The sequence below is a fragment of the Paenibacillus sp. YSY-4.3 genome, assembly GCF_054767475.1.
Genome location: NZ_BAABMC010000001.1, coordinates 418,186 through 437,069 on the forward strand (window position 1 = coordinate 418,186; position 18,884 = coordinate 437,069).

At 51.3% G+C, this 18,884-nt stretch carries 16 protein-coding genes and 1 riboswitch; of the genes, 15 read left to right on the forward strand and 1 reads right to left on the reverse strand.

Annotated features, from left to right (window positions below; translation table 11 throughout):
• Window positions 1–13: 13 nt before the first annotated feature.
• Window positions 14–949 carry a magnesium/cobalt transporter CorA gene (gene corA, locus ACYUJT_RS01920; protein ID WP_460318418.1) on the reverse strand — a complete coding sequence of 312 codons (936 nt, stop codon included), beginning with the start codon at window positions 947–949 and terminating at the stop codon, window positions 14–16.
• Between the two features lie 449 nt (window positions 950–1,398).
• Window positions 1,399–1,524, forward strand: a riboswitch (SAM riboswitch).
• A gap of 136 nt (window positions 1,525–1,660) precedes the next feature.
• Here corA and metA point away from each other — a divergent pair.
• The 15 genes from metA to ACYUJT_RS01995 all read left to right on the forward strand — a co-directional run bounded on the left by metA (window position 1,661) and on the right by ACYUJT_RS01995 (window position 18,747).
• Window positions 1,661–2,596, forward strand: a complete 936-nt coding sequence (metA, locus tag ACYUJT_RS01925) for a homoserine O-acetyltransferase MetA (protein WP_460318419.1) — start codon at window positions 1,661–1,663, stop codon at window positions 2,594–2,596.
• A gap of 19 nt (window positions 2,597–2,615) precedes the next feature.
• The gene (locus tag ACYUJT_RS01930) at window positions 2,616–3,803 is read left to right on the forward strand and encodes a PLP-dependent transferase (RefSeq protein ID WP_460318421.1); all 1,188 of its coding nucleotides are present in this window, start codon (window positions 2,616–2,618) and stop codon (window positions 3,801–3,803) included.
• The gene (locus ACYUJT_RS01935) at window positions 3,796–4,986 is read left to right on the forward strand and encodes a trans-sulfuration enzyme family protein (protein ID WP_460318422.1); all 1,191 of its coding nucleotides are present in this window, start codon (window positions 3,796–3,798) and stop codon (window positions 4,984–4,986) included. The genes ACYUJT_RS01930 and ACYUJT_RS01935 overlap by 8 nt, the downstream gene beginning before the upstream one ends.
• Before the next feature lie 188 nt (window positions 4,987–5,174).
• Window positions 5,175–6,311 (forward strand): cyclic dehypoxanthinyl futalosine synthase, encoded by a 1,137-nt coding sequence (mqnC, locus tag ACYUJT_RS01940; RefSeq protein ID WP_460318424.1) that lies wholly within the window; start codon window positions 5,175–5,177, stop codon window positions 6,309–6,311.
• A gap of 138 nt (window positions 6,312–6,449) precedes the next feature.
• Window positions 6,450–7,352, forward strand: a complete 903-nt coding sequence (locus ACYUJT_RS01945) for a putative sporulation protein YtxC (RefSeq protein ID WP_460318426.1) — start codon at window positions 6,450–6,452, stop codon at window positions 7,350–7,352.
• A 397-nt stretch (window positions 7,353–7,749) separates the two neighbouring features.
• Window positions 7,750–9,687, forward strand: coding sequence for a threonine--tRNA ligase (gene thrS / locus ACYUJT_RS01950; protein WP_460318427.1), 1,938 nt, complete (start codon window positions 7,750–7,752; stop codon window positions 9,685–9,687).
• Window positions 9,688–9,901: 214 nt separating this feature from the next.
• Window positions 9,902–10,456 (forward strand): 3D domain-containing protein, encoded by a 555-nt coding sequence (locus tag ACYUJT_RS01955; RefSeq protein ID WP_460319728.1) that lies wholly within the window; start codon window positions 9,902–9,904, stop codon window positions 10,454–10,456.
• 101 nt (window positions 10,457–10,557) lie between these two features.
• A complete protein-coding gene (locus ACYUJT_RS01960) occupies window positions 10,558–10,713 on the forward strand; it encodes a hypothetical protein (protein ID WP_460318429.1) in 156 nt (51 codons plus the stop codon).
• Between the two features lie 217 nt (window positions 10,714–10,930).
• Entirely contained in the window at window positions 10,931–11,875 is a 945-nt protein-coding gene (gene liaF, locus ACYUJT_RS01965) for a cell wall-active antibiotics response protein LiaF (RefSeq protein ID WP_460318430.1), read from the forward strand.
• A gap of 2 nt (window positions 11,876–11,877) precedes the next feature.
• The gene (locus ACYUJT_RS01970) at window positions 11,878–12,906 is read left to right on the forward strand and encodes a sensor histidine kinase (RefSeq protein ID WP_460318431.1); all 1,029 of its coding nucleotides are present in this window, start codon (window positions 11,878–11,880) and stop codon (window positions 12,904–12,906) included.
• A 16-nt stretch (window positions 12,907–12,922) separates the two neighbouring features.
• Window positions 12,923–13,585 (forward strand): response regulator, encoded by a 663-nt coding sequence (locus ACYUJT_RS01975; protein ID WP_460318432.1) that lies wholly within the window; start codon window positions 12,923–12,925, stop codon window positions 13,583–13,585.
• Window positions 13,586–13,748: 163 nt separating this feature from the next.
• On the forward strand, window positions 13,749–15,377 hold the full coding sequence (locus ACYUJT_RS01980) for a S1C family serine protease (protein WP_460318434.1): 1,629 nt from the start codon (window positions 13,749–13,751) through the stop codon (window positions 15,375–15,377).
• A gap of 186 nt (window positions 15,378–15,563) precedes the next feature.
• On the forward strand, window positions 15,564–16,256 hold the full coding sequence (locus tag ACYUJT_RS01985; protein ID WP_460318436.1) for a response regulator transcription factor: 693 nt from the start codon (window positions 15,564–15,566) through the stop codon (window positions 16,254–16,256).
• 2 nt (window positions 16,257–16,258) lie between these two features.
• A complete protein-coding gene (locus ACYUJT_RS01990; protein WP_460318437.1) occupies window positions 16,259–17,716 on the forward strand; it encodes a sensor histidine kinase in 1,458 nt (485 codons plus the stop codon).
• Window positions 17,717–17,793: 77 nt separating this feature from the next.
• Entirely contained in the window at window positions 17,794–18,747 is a 954-nt protein-coding gene (locus ACYUJT_RS01995; protein ID WP_460318439.1) for a 4-hydroxy-3-methylbut-2-enyl diphosphate reductase, read from the forward strand.
• The last annotated feature ends 137 nt before the right edge of the window (window positions 18,748–18,884 follow it).

Below are 18,884 nucleotides of genomic sequence, written 5' to 3' on the forward strand. Positions count from 1 at the left end.
TCCTTTTCCTGCTTCAAATCCAGTCCCGCTTGCGGAACAAATAGTACATTCCGGCGCCGAGAACGATCATAATCCCAAGCACTACGTAATAAGAATATTTCCAATGCAGCTCCGGCATATTGTCGAAATTCATTCCATAAATACCGGTAATCAAGGTAAGCGGGATAAATATCGTCGTGATTGCGGTGAACACACGCATAATCTCGTTCGCCCTGTTGGCGATCGAGGATTGGTAGGCTTCTCGCAAGTTGCCCATCAGTTCCCGGAACGTCTCAAAGTTCTCGGAGATTTTTACGGCGTTCTCGTAAATATCTCTGAAATATTTCTGAAGCTGATCATCGATCAGGCGCAAATCCTTCTTGTTTAAAATATTGATAACTTCTTTTTGCGGCCCAAGCATTTTCTTCAGCCACAAAATTTCGCTTCGCAGACCAATAATCTCGCTCAGATGAGATCGCTTCGTATGCATGAGGATGTCCTCTTCAAGTTTCTCAATCTTCACTTCGATCCGGTCGCTGACCGTGAAGTAGTTGTCCACGACGAGGTCAATGAGCAGGTACAGGAACCGATCAGGCTCGTTGACTTCTTGCTCCCAAAGTATCGGCTTAACCGCGCGGAGCTCGTTGATTTTTTGATTTGTAACCGTAATGATATAATGCCGGCCCAGGAAGATGTTTAGAGCCCGCAAAAATATTTCTTCATCATCGAAACGGATGCTGTTCACGACAATAAAGTAGTGATTGTCATACGTTTCGATTTTTGGACGCTGCTCCTCTTCCGTTAAGCAGTCTTCTACGGCCAGGTCATGCAGGGAGAACAGAGGCTGCAGTATTTGCAGATCCTCTCCGTCCGCATCGATCCAATAAAAACCTTCCTCCGGTGCAGTGGTTGTTAGCTCCACATCATCAACCGTTGTAAATACGCCGTCTTTGACATGACGAATTTTCAAGGGTATCACTCTCCTTTTCCCCAAATCCCATCGGATAATATGCTCTAAGTTGAGCACAGGAAAAAGGATCAGCAGCCGGCGACGCCAAAACGGGCGTTTTTATGAAAACACCGGGAAACGAAAACGAAAGAGCCCCAATTCATCCGTGAGCGCTCTGCTGATCGATTTCCTATGCCATTGTTGTTGTGGGGCAGTTCTCTGCGGACTCGGGTCGCCTTCCATAATCGGTTTCACCTCTTTGCTGATTAGCTGTTTAACACTTGTCTAGTATAACCTTGACATATGACATGATCAAGCCATTCCTCGCATATCGGGGCTATTTTTCAGCATATGGCGAAAGCGGTCAGGAGGTGATCAAACAGCGCCGGGTTCTTGACGGAAGCCTATTTATCCTTTAAAGTGATCTCAAGGAACGTAAAAGCGTTCCGTGAATAATTAAATATGGCGAAATCTTATCAAGAGCAGGTGGAGGGACTGGCCCGATGATACCCGGCAACCGGCGATTTAATCGTACGGTGCTAATTCTTGCAGAGCCAATAACGCGAAGGCGTTTTTTGGTTTCTGAGAGATGAGAGAGGCGCATTCATGATACCGATGAAGACCTTTCTCTAAGTGAGAAAGGTTTTTCTTGTATCGGGATGCGTCCGCTTTCTACTATAGGATGACTGCGCACACAACAACGTTTTGTCTAAAGAAGGAGTTGAAGAAAGTATGCCAATTAAAGTTCCTGATCATTTACCGGCAAAAGAAGTACTGGAGAACGAAAATATATTCGTGATGGATGAGTCTCGCGCTTATCGCCAAGACATTCGTCCGCTGCGGATTGCAATTCTGAACCTGATGCCGACGAAGGAGACGACCGAGACGCAAATTTTGCGCCTGCTTGGGAATACGCCGCTGCAGGTAGAAATCGTTCTGCTCCATCCTCGTTCCCATACGTCCAAGAATACGCCAGCCGAGCATCTCGAGATGTTCTACCAGACATTTGATGAAATTAAATCGCGTCGGTTCGACGGTCTGATCATCACTGGCGCACCGGTTGAGCAGTTGGAATTCGAAGAGGTAAATTATTGGGAAGAATTGAAAGGGATCTTTGAGTGGAGCAAGACGAACGTCACTTCAACCCTGCATATTTGCTGGGCATCCCAAGCAGGCTTGTACTACCACTTTGGGGTACGAAAGATCCCGCTTGCGGAGAAATGTTTCGGGGTGTTCCCGCATACCGTAAACATTCCAAACGTCAAGCTGCTGCGGGGATTCGATGAGGTGTTCCAGGTTCCGCATTCCCGTCATACGGACGTGGAACGCAGCGACATCGAGAAGGTATCGGAGCTCGATATTCTAGCCGAATCCGAAGAAGCGGGCGTGTATCTTGTTGCAACGAAGGACGGCAAGCAAATTTTCGTCACCGGGCATTCCGAGTACGATCCATGTTCACTGAAATGGGAATTTGACCGCGATGTGGCGAAAGGAATGGATGTAGCCCTGCCCGTCAACTATTTCCCGAATAACGATCCGTCCCGTACACCGAAGTCGACTTGGAAATCCCATGCAAACTTATTATTCTCCAATTGGTTGAACTACTATGTGTATCAAGAGACGCCTTATGATATCGATCATCAGGGCGGACTTATTTATCATATATAGGCTGTGGAGGGATTGTTAAATGTCAGAGAACAGGTACCGCATTGAAAGTGTACTTGCGCAGATTGGCTCGGTCGAGGAGCCGGTTACCGGAGCCGTAAACTATCCGATATATCAGGCAACGGCTTTCCGCCATCCGCGGCTGGGCCAAAGCACCGGATTCGACTATTCAAGGACGAAGAGCCCGACGAGGGCGGTGCTCGAGGAAGCGGCGGCTGCGCTGGAGTCGGGAGACGCCGGCTTCGCCTGCAGTTCCGGTATGGCGGCGCTTCAGACGGTGTTCACTTTGTTCGCAAGCGGCGACCATTTGATCGTATCGCTGGATTTGTACGGAGGAACCTACCGTCTTCTAGAGCGGGTATTGTCCAAATACGGGGTCACCGCATCCTATGTAGATACGAATGATTTAATTGCACTTGAAGAGGTTAGACAGCCGAACACGAAAGCTGTAGTCATCGAGACGCCTACGAATCCGCTGATGATGATAACGGATATTAGAGCGGTCAGCCAGTGGGCACGCGACCATGGTCTTCTAACGATCGTCGACAATACGCTGCTGACTCCGTTCTTCCAGCGCCCGATCGAGCTCGGGGCCGACATTGTAGTTTACAGCGCGACGAAGTATCTTGGGGGACATAACGACGTATTGGCAGGCCTTATTGTGACCAAAGGCAAAGAGCTATCTGAAGAGATGGCCTTTCTGCATAATTCCATCGGTGCGGTGCTCGGGCCGACGGATTCCTATCAGCTTATGCGGGGCATGAAGACGCTGGCCCTGCGCATGGAGCGGCATCAGAGCAATGCGCTGACTATCGCTAAATATTTGCAGAACCATCCGCAAGTGACCGAAGTATTCTATCCTGGACTGCCGGATCATCCAGGCTATGAGATCCAGAAAGCCCAATCGAGCGGAAATACAGGGATTTTCTCATTTAAAGTTGCTGACGCACGTTATGTCGATCCTGTGCTTCGCAACCTGAAGCTGATCGCCTTCGCCGAAAGCCTCGGCGGAGTGGAATCTTTAATGACATATCCGGCCGTGCAGACGCATGCCGACATCCCGGCTGAAGTTCGTGACGCCGTTGGCGTGGATGACCGCCTGCTGCGCTTCTCCGTCGGGATCGAGCATGTGGATGATCTTATCCAGGACCTGGATCAAGCACTGGCGGCAGCGCGGGCAGAAGTTGAAGGAGGCAGTAAGAATGAGTGATCAAGGCAACCCTAATGAACTACCGGGGGCAGGTAAAGAGGACAGGAAGTTCGAGACGAAGCTGATTCATTTCGGCGGAGAAGTGGACGCCGCGACTGGCGCATCCAGCGTGCCGATCTACCAGGCGTCAACCTTCCATCACCACGATATCTATAATCCGCCTTCTTATGACTACAGCCGGTCGGGGAATCCGACGAGACAGGCGCTGGAGGATTATATTGCCGTGCTGGAAGGCGGCCACCGCGGACTCGCATTCTCCAGCGGAATGTCGGCGATCTCGACGGCCTTCATGCTGTTCTCGGCGGGGGATCATATCATCGTTACGGAGGATGTGTACGGCGGTACGTACCGCCTGCTTACAGGCATCCTGAATCGGTTCGGAATCGAAGCGACCTTCGTGGACATGACGCAAATTGATGCAGTAAAGGCTGCGCTCAAGCCAAATACGAAGGCAGTTTATCTGGAGACGCCCTCCAATCCGACGCTGAAAATTACCGATATCGCTCAAGTGACGGAATGGGCTCACGCCCATGACCTGCTGAGCATCCTCGACAATACGTTCATGACGCCTTACTATCAACGGCCGATCGAACAGGGCGTCGATATCGTGTTGCACAGCGCGACTAAATTTTTGGGCGGCCATAGCGATGTCCTTGCCGGACTTGCCGTTACTAGAACGGAATCGCTGGGCCGCAAGCTGAAATATATGCAGAACGGCCTGGGCACCGTGCTGGGCGTACAGGAATCCTGGCTATTGATGCGCGGAATGAAGACACTGGGCGCACGCATGGCTCATAGCGAGAAGAGTGCGGCGAAGCTTGCCAAGTGGTTAAGCGAGCGCAGCGACATTGAAGCCGTATTCTATCCCGGCTTGGCCAGCCACCCGGGGCGTGAGATCCATGAGAAGCAGTCTTCGGGCTACGGTGCGGTCGTATCCTTTGACGTAGGCTCCGGGGAGCGGGCCAAGCAGGTGCTCAGCAGCGTTAAGCTGCCGTTGGTAGCGGTCAGCTTGGGAGCGGTTGAGAGCATTCTGTCTTACCCGGCGATGATGTCCCATGCATCGATGCCTAAGGAAGTTCGCCACGAGCGCGGTATTACCGACGGTTTGCTTCGTTTCTCCGTGGGGCTCGAGGATATCGACGATCTTATCGCTGACTTGGGACAGGCCTTGGAGCGGCAATAAATCACTGTATGTAGATGTTATTTGTCTATACAGAGCAGCGGCATCCGATCTTGGATCGGGTGCTGTTTTTCTGTCCGGATTATGTTACGATAAAACCGTACTATTTAATTTCTAAATTTTTGATATTTTATATCAGGGCAAGTGAAATAGAGCTCAAAGATCATTCTAAGGGAGAAGAGGAGGCAGCCATGACTGCAATCGACGACATATTAGACAAAGCGCTTCGGGGAGAACGTCTTGACCTGGAGGATACGATCGCTTTATTCGAATCCGATGAAGTAGAGAAAATGGGACACGTGGCTAACATATTGATGGAACGGATGCATCCCGAACCGGTCACAACCTTCGTCATTGGACGTAACGTGAACTATACGAACGTGTGTGACGTATACTGCCGGTTTTGCGCCTTTTATCGCAGACCGGGGTCGGAAGAAGGATATGTGCTTCCAGACGAGGTTATTTTTCAAAAAATTCAGGAAACGATCGATGTGGGCGGTACCGAAATCTTGATGCAGGGCGGTACGAACCCGAATCTGCCGTTCAGCTATTATACAGACCTCTTGAAGGCGATCAAGCAAAGATTCCCTGAAATTACGATGCATTCCTTCTCACCAGCAGAGATTATGAAGATGAAGGAAGTGTCGGACGGCTTGTCTCTGGAAGAGATCGTACGGCAAATTCACGAGGCCGGCCTCGATTCCCTGCCGGGTGGGGGAGCGGAAATCCTTGATGATCGGACGCGCCGTAAAATCAGCCGTTTGAAGGGCTCTTGGAGGGACTGGATGGACGTCATGCAAACAGCCCATCGCATTGGCATGAATACGACGGCTACGATGGTTATCGGTTTTGGCGAATCGATGGAGGAGCGTGCACTGCATCTGATGCGCGTCCGGGACGCTCAGGATGAGTGCCTGCAGAACGGCTATGACTCCGAGGGTTTCCTCGCGTTCATTCCATGGACGTTCCAGCCGGACAATACGAATATGAAGCGAGAAAGACAGACCCCGAGGGAATATTTGAAGACGGTGGCGATCAGCCGGATCGTGCTGGACAACATTAAGAACATTCAGTCGTCTTGGGTGACTATGGGTCCTGAAATCGGCAAGCTGTCGCTTCAGTATGGCTGCAACGATTTCGGCAGCACAATGATCGAAGAGAACGTCGTCTCCTCTGCAGGAGCAACCTACAAGGTTAATATTGAGTCCATCCTGTCCATTATCCGCGAGGCTGGCAAAATCCCGGCGCAGCGGAATACAAAATATGAGATTCTGCGCGTGTTCGATCAAGACAGCCAGGTCGAAAAAGACTTTGTTATGCAGAACTGATATACTTCGTGATCGAAAGGTTACCTTTTCAGCACCGAAGCTGTTTGCCAATAGCTGTTGATGTTTCCATGAACCGCTCCGTATATCTGCTACCTCCTCACCATATACTTTGAGAAGAAAGCGGAAAGGGGCGAGTTCATGGATTTTTTTACGATAAGCACGAATGTCGCATCCGCGGCGTCAGCAAGCCAGTTCGCCGAGTATATGCAGCGATTGACCAAAGGGTTACATAAAGGGAGCATCGGCTCTGAATTTGCATATATGCCCGAACGCTCTAGAGCGGAATGGAGTATCAGCTTTAAGCCAAAAAAAGGCATTCAGTCCGCGTGGAGTAAGATCCTGCGTGAATTGGCTTACGCTGTTGCGGAGTATGTCGTTGATGTTAAGGAACCAGGCATCGTCCGCAAAATTCTCACAAAGGATTATGAACTCGACGAAAGCGAGAAGCAGGCCGTTGAGGCGATTTACGGCAGGTTTCTAACCGCGGAAGAAGGACAGGCCGAGGCTAGAAAAGCGCGAATGATGCTCATTGAAGCAGCGCTGCTGCAAATATTTGAGCAGCAAGAGGGACTTGATCTTGACGGCTTCATTACTTTCAGGCTTCAGGATTACGGATTGAAGCTCCGCGAGATGGTCGACTACGCCGTAGAGGAATTTTTACTTGATAAGCAGTATGAGGATTTTATCGCACTGCTTCAATATTTCGTGTATTTTCAGGAGCCGCTTACTCCGTTTATCCACGTTATGCACAAGCATGGCAGTGAATTCGTCATCTTGAATGAAGGGTTAAAACAAATTGAAGCCTCATCAGGTGATGTCGTTATGCGCCTGGCCGATCAAGAACTGCAGATGGAAAATATGATCGTCAGCACGCTGATTTCCTTGTCTCCGGAACGCATTCTCCTGCATACTTGTGAACCGGAAGCCTTGGCAATAAAGACAATCCGGCAAATCTTCGGCGAAAGGGTCGAGCTCTGCCTGCGCTGCCCAGAGTGCAGGGATTACCCTCAACAAACGAGGCAGCGTGATCAGGTTAAATAATGCTGGGCCAGCAGAGTCCTTGACGGTGCCTGTAGATAGCATTATAATTACAAATATTCAAGCGAAAAGCGTTGACAAAGACATGAACCAGAAATGCGAACGGTACAGAGAGAGGGAACACTCGGCTGGAATTCCCTCCGGAGTCGGTTTTGGTTTACCCCTTTGTAGCTGTATTCCCGAACTTTGGGCCACCGCGCCCGAATATTAAGGAATGCCGGTTCATTACCGTTATATAATGCCTAACTAAGGACTTGTTCTACAGCTGTTTTACTGAGGCTTGCGAACGGTCGAATGAGGGTGGAACCACGGGTATTTAACGCTCGTCCCTTTCCGGGACGGGCGTTTTTTGTTTGTCCGCTCCCGGCAATGAATTACGAAACTAAGGGAGGAACAAGAAATGGCAGTATCAATTTCTTTACCGGACGGCTCGGTTCGGGAGTATGCAGACGGAAGCACACTGGAGGATGTGGCGGCATCGATTAGCAGCGGCCTGCGCAAAAATGCGCTGGCAGGAAAGCTGAACGGGGCAGCCGTCGATTTGAGTGCGAAATTAACAGATGGAGCAGCGGTGGAAATCATTATGCCGGATTCCAAGGAAGGCCTTGAAATCATGCGGCACAGCACGGCCCATCTCCTAGCGCAAGCAATCAAGCGGCTATTTGGCAACAAGGAAGTTAAGCTCGGTATCGGTCCAGTTATTGAAGATGGCTTCTACTACGACATGGACCTGGAGCATCCGATCAATCCGGAGGATCTGCAGAAGATCGAGAAGGAAATGGAACGGATTATCGGGGAGAACCTGCCGATTACCCGCCGCGAAGTAAGCCGCGAGGAAGCGGTGGCGATTTTCACGGAGCTGGGCGATCCGTATAAATTAGAGCTGATTCGTGATCTGCCTGAGGACAGCGTCCTGTCCATTTACGATCAAGGCGAATTCTTCGATCTATGCCGCGGGCCGCATGTGCCGTCCACAGGCAAAATCAAATCGTTCAAGCTGCTGAGCGTGGCGGGAGCCTACTGGCGCGGCAATAGCGACAATAAAATGCTGCAGCGCGTATACGGTACAGCCTTCTTCAAAAAGGCTGACCTCGATCAGCATTTGCATATGCTCGAGGAAGCCAAGAAGCGAGACCATCGCAAGCTCGGCAAAGAGCTGAACATCTTCACTTTCTCGAATCTCGTAGGCCAAGGCCTGCCGATTTGGCTTCCGAAGGGTGCTGCCTTGCGCCGTACGCTGGAAAGATACATTGTAGATATCGAGGAACGGCTGGGTTACCAGCACGTCTATACTCCGGTACTCGGCAACGTAGAGCTCTATAAAACATCTGGCCACTGGGAGCATTACCAAGAGGACATGTTCCCGCAAATGGTTATGGACAACGAGGAGCTTGTACTTCGGCCGATGAACTGTCCGCACCATATGATGGTGTATAAGAGCGAAATGCACAGCTACCGTGATCTGCCGATCCGCATCGCCGAGCTTGGCATGCAGCACCGTTATGAAATGTCGGGTGCACTGACTGGCCTGCATCGCGTGCGGGCGATGACACTGAACGATGCTCATATTTTCTGCCGCCTGGATCAGATCAAAGACGAGTTCAAACGCGTGCTTGCCTTGATCAGCCAAGTTTACAAAGATTTCGGTATCAACGATTACCGGTTCCGCTTGTCTTACCGCGATCCGGAGGATACGGACAAATATTTCCCGGACGACAATATGTGGAACACTGCACAGCGCATGCTGCGCGAAGTTGTTGAAGAGGAAGGTCTGCCATTCTTCGAGGCGGAAGGCGAGGCCGCATTCTACGGACCGAAGCTGGACGTGCAGATCAAAACGGCTCTTGGCAAAGAAGAGACTTTGTCTACTGTACAAATCGACTTCCTGCTTCCAGAGCGTTTTGAACTCGAGTATGTCGGTGATGACGGCGCCAAGCACCGTCCGGTCGTATTGCACCGCGGAATACTTGGCACGATGGAACGCTTCACAGCCTTCCTGCTGGAGAATTTTGCAGGCAATCTTCCGCTCTGGCTAGCTCCGGTGCAGGCGAAGGTCATTCCGGTATCCGGCAACTTTGAAGCTTATGCGCACGAAGTAGAGGAGAAGCTTCTTGCCGGCAGAGTCCGGGCCGAAAGCGATCTTCGCAACGAGAAACTGGGCTACAAAATCCGCGAAGCTCAGCTTGAGAAAATACCATATATGTTCGTCGTAGGCGAGAACGAGCAAAGGGAAGGAACCGTCTCCGTGCGTAAACGCGGCGAAGGCGATCTCGGCGCTAAATCGCTGGATGAAGTTATTTCCATGCTGCAGGACGATATTCAAAACCATAAGATTTAGGTAGAATGCAATAGATTCAGCAAAGGTATAAACCTTGGCGCATGTGGACATCCTCTGGAATAAGGGAGGAGATTGTCACATGCGCCAAACTATTTTTTGGGATCGATTTGGTATGTGTTGCACGCTGATATTCGTGTTTGTATCGTTGATGAGTAAGGATAATACGGTTTATGCCAACCCGGTTCAACAGCAGAATTTCGAACAAGCCGCGGCGATGAATACGTTCAAGACGACCGCGATATTAGCTCGGCAGGGAGTTATCCCCCAGCCGATATATATTACAAACTCATCTGAGCAGCACGATAAACGGGCGGGTGCCAATGCCGGAGAAAAGACAGCCACCGCGAAGTTTCAAACGGTAAAAGTAATAGCTACTGGTTATACGGCGGGTTACGAATCCACAGGCAAACGACCGAACCACCCGGAGTACGGCATTACTTATTCCGGAGTCAAGGTGCGCAGGGACAAGGACACCATTTCGACTGTCGCCGCCGATTTAAAGGTATTTCCACTCGGCACGATTTTGTATATCCCTGGTTATGGATATGGTGTCGTAGCCGATAAAGGCTCGGCCATCAAAGGGAACAAGATCGACCTGTATTTTACGACGACCAAGCAGGTGTTTAAAGAGTGGGGCAAAAAGGAAGTCGAAATTCAGGTGATCCGCAAAGGCACGGGCAAGCTGACGGAGGAAATGTTCCGCGAGCTCGGCAAGGTGCTGGAGGTTAATAAGGAAATTCCCGAGGATATTTGGGACAAAGCGATTTGATTCGAGATTTGCATAATATCGCTTCCTGGGTTGCATAATACAAATGCATCCATGCAGTCGCGGCATTTCAGCATGCGACGGCTTAAGGGAGGTGAAATCAGATGGCAAATCAAAAGAAGGCGGCTTCCCCAGGCTACAAAACGCCAAACGAAAAATACAATGAAGAATTCGCTGAAGAGAGCATGCAAACGGTCGCTGAAAAAGCGAGAGCTTCCCGCAATGCTGCATCCAACGCAAGCCAACAAAGCGGAAAATAAGGTAACGCGAGCGTCCTGTATAGGGCGCTCTTTTTATGTTCAGACGAAAGAATGCAATTCTTATTTCTTAATACATACTAGTAATTGGAAGTCTATCGGTCTCGGGACGGAGACGGTTTTCCATCTGCCGCCGCTGTCCCTTCTTTACAGGATGTTGTACACTAAAAGCAGATTCAAGGAATTAAAGTTCGTGCTTCTTAAGATGGAGGGAATGAAAATGAAGAACGGCATATCAGGCCGAATATTCGGAGGACTTGTGCTTATTGGAGTCGGCGTCGTCTTTTTGCTGAATCAGCTTGGCTTCACTGATATTAGTCTCGGTTATTTGTTTTCCACTTACTGGCCCGTATTTATGATCATGGGCGGCATATTGCATCTCGTAAACAGGGAGCGGGGGGACTCTAGTTTCGTTTGGAGCCTGGTCCTGATCGTATTAGGCGTGTTCTTTCTAGGCAGAAATTTAGGATATCTCGATATCTCATCTTCGGATTTCTTCAAAATGTTTATTCCGGTCATGCTCATTTTATTCGGTTTATCCATTCTGTTTAAACCGCAGGGCAGACGGGAAAAACGGGATGAACTGCCTCCTACGCCGCCGCCTCCGGTCGACAATCCGTTCGAGGCTCCGATCAATCCGGCATTTCACCCGGAAATGGAGTCGCCGCTCGATAAGATCTTCGGAACGACGAACAAGGCCGATGCAGAATTCGGTGAGAAGCCGAAGGATGAGAAGATGAACTATGATTCGTTCCACGGCAGCGGTACGAAATCCGGAAAGCGGGAAGTGATTACAAAGGCTGGATTTATCGGCGACGTCCATCTCGGACAGGATTATTTCCAGCTGCAGCCGATGAATATTTCACATTTCATCGGAGATACGATTATCGATTTGACGAAAGCTCAAATTCCCTACGGGGAAACCAGAATCAATGTATCGGCATTTATCGGTGACGTAAAGGTGTTCATTCCCGAGGATATGGATATCGGCATTACCGCTACCTCCAGCGCGCTCATAGGCGATTTGAAAGTGCTGTCGCAAAACCGCGGAGGCTTCTTAAGCAACGTAAATGCCCAGTCGCCGCATTACGGTGAGGCCGGCAAGCGCATTAAACTGGTCGTCAGTGTATTCGTTGGTGACGTTAAAGTGAACATGGTGGGCTGATTATGATCGTGCAGCGTATATTGAAAAATACAAAATGGGAGCTGCTGCTCTACTTCCTGTTGACGGGGAGCCTGACGGCAGTAGCTCTCTATGTCGGCTCGATCTTCGGAGCCGTCCTCGTTATCGATCCTCGGGTATGGATTTACATCATCGCGGGGATTCTTGTGTTTAGTCTAATTATCGGGTATATCGCCGGGCAGCGCATACAACGGCGGCTCGATTCTTTGCATTTAAATATGCTCCAGGTAGCAAAGGGGAATCTGTCGGTTCGCATGCCGGACACGGCTGACCAGACGTTCTCCGGTGTCTACCAGGAATTCAACAACATGACGGAGGCTGTTGAGAAGAAGATGAAGCTGCTTCAGCAGTTCGGCGAGCAGGAAGTGGTCGAGAAGGAGCAGGCCGCAGAGAAAGCGGTGCTCGAGGAGCGGAGAAGGCTTGCCCGCGATTTGCACGACACGGTAAGCCAGCAGTTGTTCGCCATACATATGGCAGCCTCCTCTTTGCCGAAGGTACTGGAATTGAATGAAGCCCAGGCACAAATCGTGCTGGATCAATTGATTCAAATGTCCAACATGGCCCAGAAGCAGATGCGTGCGCTCATCGCACAGCTGCGTCCGATGGAGCTGGTGGGCAAGACGCTAGCCGAGGCACTGGATCAGTGGTTTCCCGATTATTGCCGGCAGAACGGCCTTAGAGGAATGAAGGACATGGATCTGCAGGGTGCTTTGTCCGAGGCGAAGGAGCATCAGTTGTTCTTGATCGTACAAGAAGCTATGGCGAATATCGTCAAGCATTCCGGGGCCAAACTGGTTAGTCTGTCGCTGAGGGAAGGGCCGCGGCAGGTCGTGCTGAGCATCAGCGATGACGGGCAAGGCTTCTTCAGCAACGGAGCGCAGAAGCAGGGCTCGTACGGGCTTACGACGATGAAGGAACGTGCGGAGAAGCTCGGGGGCAATGTCGAGATTATTAGCAAGCCGGGGGCAGGGACGACGATTCGCGTTCATATTCCAAAGTTTGAAGAAGAGTAGAGGGGAGAACGGCAGTATGAGCGACAAGAAAATCAGAGTGATGGTCGTGGACGATCACGATATGGTGCGCATGGGTCTCAAAACGTATTTAATGCTTGATCCGGGCTTTGAGGTTGTAGCAGAGGCCAGCGACGGCGACCAGGTCGTCAAGCTGCTTGACCAGGGGCTCGAAGGCGGGCTGCCGGATATTGTCCTGATGGACCTGATGATGCCTTCGATGAACGGGGCCGAAGCGACGAAGGAGGTGCTGGGTCGATATCCTGAAATAAAGATTGTTATCTTGACGAGCTTCCTTGAAGACGATCTTGTCGTTCAGGCGATTGAATCGGGTGCGGTCAGCTATGTGCTAAAGACCGTTTCGGCGGCCGAGCTCATCTATGCTTTGCAGGGAGCATACCGGGGCATGCCTGTCATGACTGGGGACGTCGCTCAGGCACTGACGCGCGGGCTGCGCCAGCGTACCGTGCAGGGAGATGATTCCGGAATGACCGAGCGGGAGAAGGAAGTGCTGCTGCTGATCGCCGAAGGGAAGAACAATAAAGACATCGCCGAGGAGCTTCATATCAGCATTAAGACCGTGAAAACCCATGTCAGCAATTTGCTGATGAAATGCGAGTTGGAGGACCGGACGCAGCTGGCGATCTATGCCCACCGCCAAGGCTGGGTAACAGGCTTCTAGCATCGATAGCATGGCCGCGAATCTGCTGCTAAAGCATAATATAGGTTGGTTCAGGCTTTTATCTCCTTTTTAATTGTTTTTAAGGTACGTTTAAGGTTTATAGTACAAAATAAGAACAGTAAACAAGAACCCTAGCAAGACCGGGGGCAAGGAGGTATTTACCATGGACGATCAAAGAAATAAACCGGGTCAAGGCTTCGGAGAGAACGGAAATGACAAACAGCAGCAAACTCCGGAGTCGGGCTCGTCCTCTTCATATTACTATTCATATGGGCCGTTTCAATCCTATGGCAAAGACGGCGAGGAATCCGGCCAAGGGCAATCCCATGAGCGCCGTCAGCCGGAGGAGGTTGAAATCACCAGGCCGCAGCCGGTGAAGCCCATCCCTACATCTTCTTTTACAGGCTATAATTCGCCGGAAGGCTCACGTGGCGCATTCAGCGGCAGCGGGACGGGAAATTCGGCTCCGCCAGCGGCAAAGAACAACAACTGGCAGTATAATGAACGGCCGAAGCGCTCGTCCTTTAAGTCCGTATTGGCGGGTATGCTGGCAGGAATGCTGATCTTGACCGGGGCGATGGTGTTCGCAGACCGAACCAATCTGTTCACGCCTGAATCAGCAGCACATGTCCCAGCAGCAACGGCGCCGGAATCCAAGACAGCGGCAGGGGATGGAGGCTCATCGACCAAGACTTCGACAGCTGTCTTCCCAATGACGAATCCCGGCGACGTTACCAGCGTCGTGCAGCAGGCTAGTCCGGCGGTCGTAAAGATCGAGACTCTGGTTAAAGCCGGCAGACAAAGCCAGCGGAGCCAAAGCAACGACCCGTTCTATCGCTTCTTCTTTGGCGACGACCTGTACGGAAACAACGGGGGAAGCAGCAACGGAGGCAGCTCCTCCAATTCCAACCAGCTGGTGCCTACCGGGATTGGATCCGGCTTCATCTTCGATAAAACGGGTTACATCTTGACGAATGAGCACGTCGTGCATAACGCTGATATCGTTCAGGTAACGCTACAGGACAGCGAGAAGCCTTATGAAGCAAAGGTGCTAGGTACAAGCTATGAGCTCGACCTCGCCGTGCTTAAGATCGAAGGGGACAACAATTTTCCTTCTATCCCGCTTGGCAACTCTGACAATACGCAAGTTGGTGAATGGCTAGTAGCGATCGGCAACCCGCAGGGCTTTGACCATACCGTTACGGCAGGGGTGCTGAGCGCCAAGGAAAGAGGCGGCATCCGCATCGCCGGCGACAATGGCGAGAAGGACCGGGAATACGAGCATTTGCTGCAAACCGATGCATCGATCAATCCAGGGAACTCCGGCGGCCCGCTGCTGAACCTGAATGGGGAAGTCGTGGGGATTAACGTGGCGGTCAGCTCTGATGCCCAAGGAATCGGATTCGCTATTCCGACGTCTACGGTGTCCGAAGTGCTGGATAAGCTGAAGAATAACGAGGAAATTCCTAAGAAGCCGGTACCGTTCATCGGGGCTACCCTGATGACGATGACAGATGAAGTGGCGAAACAGATGGGAACTGATGTGAAGGAAGGCTCCGTCGTTTCCGATATCGTCTATAAATCGCCGGCATACAATGCGGACCTTCGTCCCTATGATATTATCACCGGCGCAGACGGCAAGAAATTCGTGACCAAGGAAGAGCTCATCGCTCATATTCAGAAGCAAACCGTCGGTACGGTTGTTTCATTCAATATCGTGCGTGACGGCAAGAATATCGATCTGAAGGTGACGATTGGCGACAAAAATGAGTTTCCTAATCTACAGCAATAAGACCGATTGAGAGGTCTGCAGAGACAAAAAGAGGCGGCACGGCTAATTTGCCCTGCCGCCTCTTAATGTAGCTGTAGCCAGAAAGGAAACAGACCTGATCTTGTTGTACAATAAAGATATGAACAATGGTACGAGCCGCAAAACGGGAATTTAGTTGACAGCGGCTTTGTTAAAGGAGAGATGGCCGTGAGATCGGGAATACTAGTTATCGACGATGATGAGAAAATTACTTCTATGCTCCGCCGGGGCTTGGCATTCGAAGGGTACGACGTATATACGGCGAATGATGGAATGGAAGGTCTGTCGATGCTGCTGACAGCGGATCCGGATTTGATCATATTGGATGTAATGATGCCGAAGCTGGACGGATTCGAGGTGTGCCGTCGGTTGAGGGAGGGGGGCAGTACGGTTCCTGTCCTTATGCTGACGGCTAAAGATGAGGTCGAGAACCGGGTTAAGGGGCTGGACACTGGAGCAGACGACTATTTGGTGAAGCCGTTTGCGCTCGAGGAACTGCTGGCCAGGGTACGGGCGCTGCTGCGCCGTAAGGATTCCACAGGAGGCGAGGCTGGAAGCAATCGGCTGATCTTCGAGGATATTATTATGGACATGGATTCCCGGGAAGTACTTCGCGGCGGCCAGCGGCTGGAATTGACTGCCAAGGAGTTCGAGCTGCTGCATCTGTTCATGCAAAACCCGAAGCGGCTTCTCACCCGCGACCTGATCATGGACAAAATATGGGGATACGATTATAGCGGCGAATCGAACGTGCTTGAGGTGTACATTGCCATGCTCAGGCAGAAGACGGAGGAGCATGGAGGGAAACGTATCATTCAGACGATCCGCGGCGCCGGCTACATTCTGAGAGGGGATTCCTGAGCATGTCGATTCGGTTACGTCTAACGGCATGGTATACGGGGATCTTGGCGATTACGCTTATTATGTTTGGCGCGTCCATCTATGGAATAGTTCGGTATAATATTTTTCTGGAAGTGAAGAAGAAGGTCGAAGATCACGGAGCTCAGATTGAGAAATCTCAGAACGTCAGCCTGTCTCAAGGGTTGGATCTGCAAATGGACCGGAGCCAAATTCTTCGTTTGGAGGATGCCCGCATCTTCTGGCAATTGAACAACTATGTCAAAAATTCCACGCGCCTTTCCGAAGGCATGCTGAACCGGGAAATGGTATTCCCGGTCCCGGACATTGATCAGATCGGCAAAAAGGGCGTATTTCAGAGTATTACTATCAATGGAAACTCTTATATGCTGTACGAAAGACCGCTCGTCTACGGTAACGCGATCGTCGGCCTGCTCCAGCTTGCCGCAGATACCAATGCGGAGAACCGGATCATGGATCAGCTGAAGACCGTGCTGCTGTTCGGGTCGTTCATCACGATTGCAGTAGCAAGTACATTCGGGTTATTCCTGGCCCGGCAGTCGATGGCGCCCATCGGCAAGGTTATCGAGGCCGCCAACGGGATTCAGAAGGGGACGGATCTAAGTGTCCGCATCGAATATGATGGTCCCAGCGATGAGATTGGCCGGCTGATCGGCACCGTAAACAACATGCTGGCCCGGGCGGAAGGGTTCTATAAGGAGCTGGATGAGGCGTACGCGAACCAGCGCCGCTTTGTATCGGATGCCTCGCATGAGCTGAGGACGCCGCTTACGACCATTCGGGGGAATGTCGATTTGCTGAAGAAAATCTGGGTCCGGGAGGGCGGAGAGCCGGGGGCGATGGATGAGGAGCAGCTTCGCAAATTCTCTTTGGAAGCGGTGAGCGATATCGCTGATGAGTCGGAGCGCATGAGCCGCTTGATCAATGATATGCTGTCTCTCGCCCGGGCCGATGCCGGTCAGACGATCGAGAAGCAGCCGCAATTGCTGAGTCCGATCGTGGAGGAGGTCGTTCGACGGGCCAATTTCTTGCCTCGCAAGTCTTTGTGGCTGCAGGGAGAACTATCGGTCATTCAGGACGCAGTCATCGACGGCAATAAGGATTATCTGCAGCAAATGCTGTTCATTTTTATCGAGAATGCCTTTAAGTATACACCGGAAGGGCAAGTCGTCATCGATGCGGTCAAATCGGGCGACCAGGTCGGCATTCGGATCAAAGACAGCGGAATCGGCATGGATCGCAGCGAAATCCCGCAAATTTTCGAACGCTTCTACCGGGCGGACCCATCCCGGGGAGTCACTCAGGGTACGGGGCTCGGCCTGTCCATTGCCAAATGGATCATCGATGAGCATCAAGGCTCGGTCGAAGTGATCACCCGGCGCGGAGAGGGAACAACTTTTGTAATCTGGCTTCCCGTTGTCTTTAACGGCCAGCTGGAATAGGCTATAATAAAGATTGTTGCCCTTCAGACAGGATCTGGCTTGGATACGAGGGGAACAAGAAAGCGAGGGTGCGAATCATGGAAGTGATCAAAATTTCGCCGCGCGGTTATTGTTACGGTGTTGTAGATGCGATGGTGCTTGCCCGGCAAGCCGCCAAGAATCTCGACTTGCCGCGGCCAATATATATACTAGGGATGATTGTTCACAACAGTCATGTGACCCAATCCTTCGAGGATGAAGGAATCATTACGCTTGACGGAGCGAACCGGCTGGATATACTTAGCCAGGTGGAGAGCGGAACGGTGATTTTCACCGCTCACGGAGTATCGCCTGAAGTGCGGAAAATCGCCCGGGACAAAGGGCTGACTACAGTGGATGCCACTTGCCCGGACGTGACCAAGACGCATGTCCTGATCGAAGAGAAGGTGGCGGATGGCTACGAGATCATTTACATCGGCAAGAAGGGGCATCCTGAGCCGGAAGGGGCGATCGGGGTCGCGCCAGAACACGTGCATTTGATCGAGAAGGAAGAAGAAATTGATTCGCTGAGTATCGATGCGGATCGGATCGTCATCACCAACCAGACGACGATGAGCCAGTGGGATATCAAGCATATCATGAAAAAGCTGCTGGAGAAGTTCCCCGGCGCTGAGGTTCATAATGAAATATGCCTGGCAACCCAGGTACGGCAGGAGGCGGTAGCCGAGCAGGCCGGACAGGCGGATCTTGTCATCGTCGTAGGTGACCCGCGCAGCAACAACTCCAACCGCCTGGCTCAAGTGTCGGAGGAAATAGCCGGAGTAAGGGCGTACCGGATTTCCGATGTCACCGAGCTGAAGCGCGAGTGGCTGGAGGGAGTCGGCAAGGTAGCCGTTACCTCGGGCGCATCCACGCCGACGCCGATTACGAAAGAGGTTATCGCTTATTTGGAGCAGTATGACCCTAATAACCCGGATACTTGGGAGATCGTGCGGACGGTGAACATGCAGAAGCTGCTGCCACCCGTTAAGGTCGGAGCGAAGAAGTCTTAATACGTGGAATTATTTATTAGATGCCGTCTCGAAGGCCCGATTTTGTGGTGCCGCAAGAGGCGGTTTTTTTTGCACTATTTTATGTCCGGTGAGGAGATGAAATGCAGCTCGGTGTGCCCTAAGAAGTAATGAAAGTG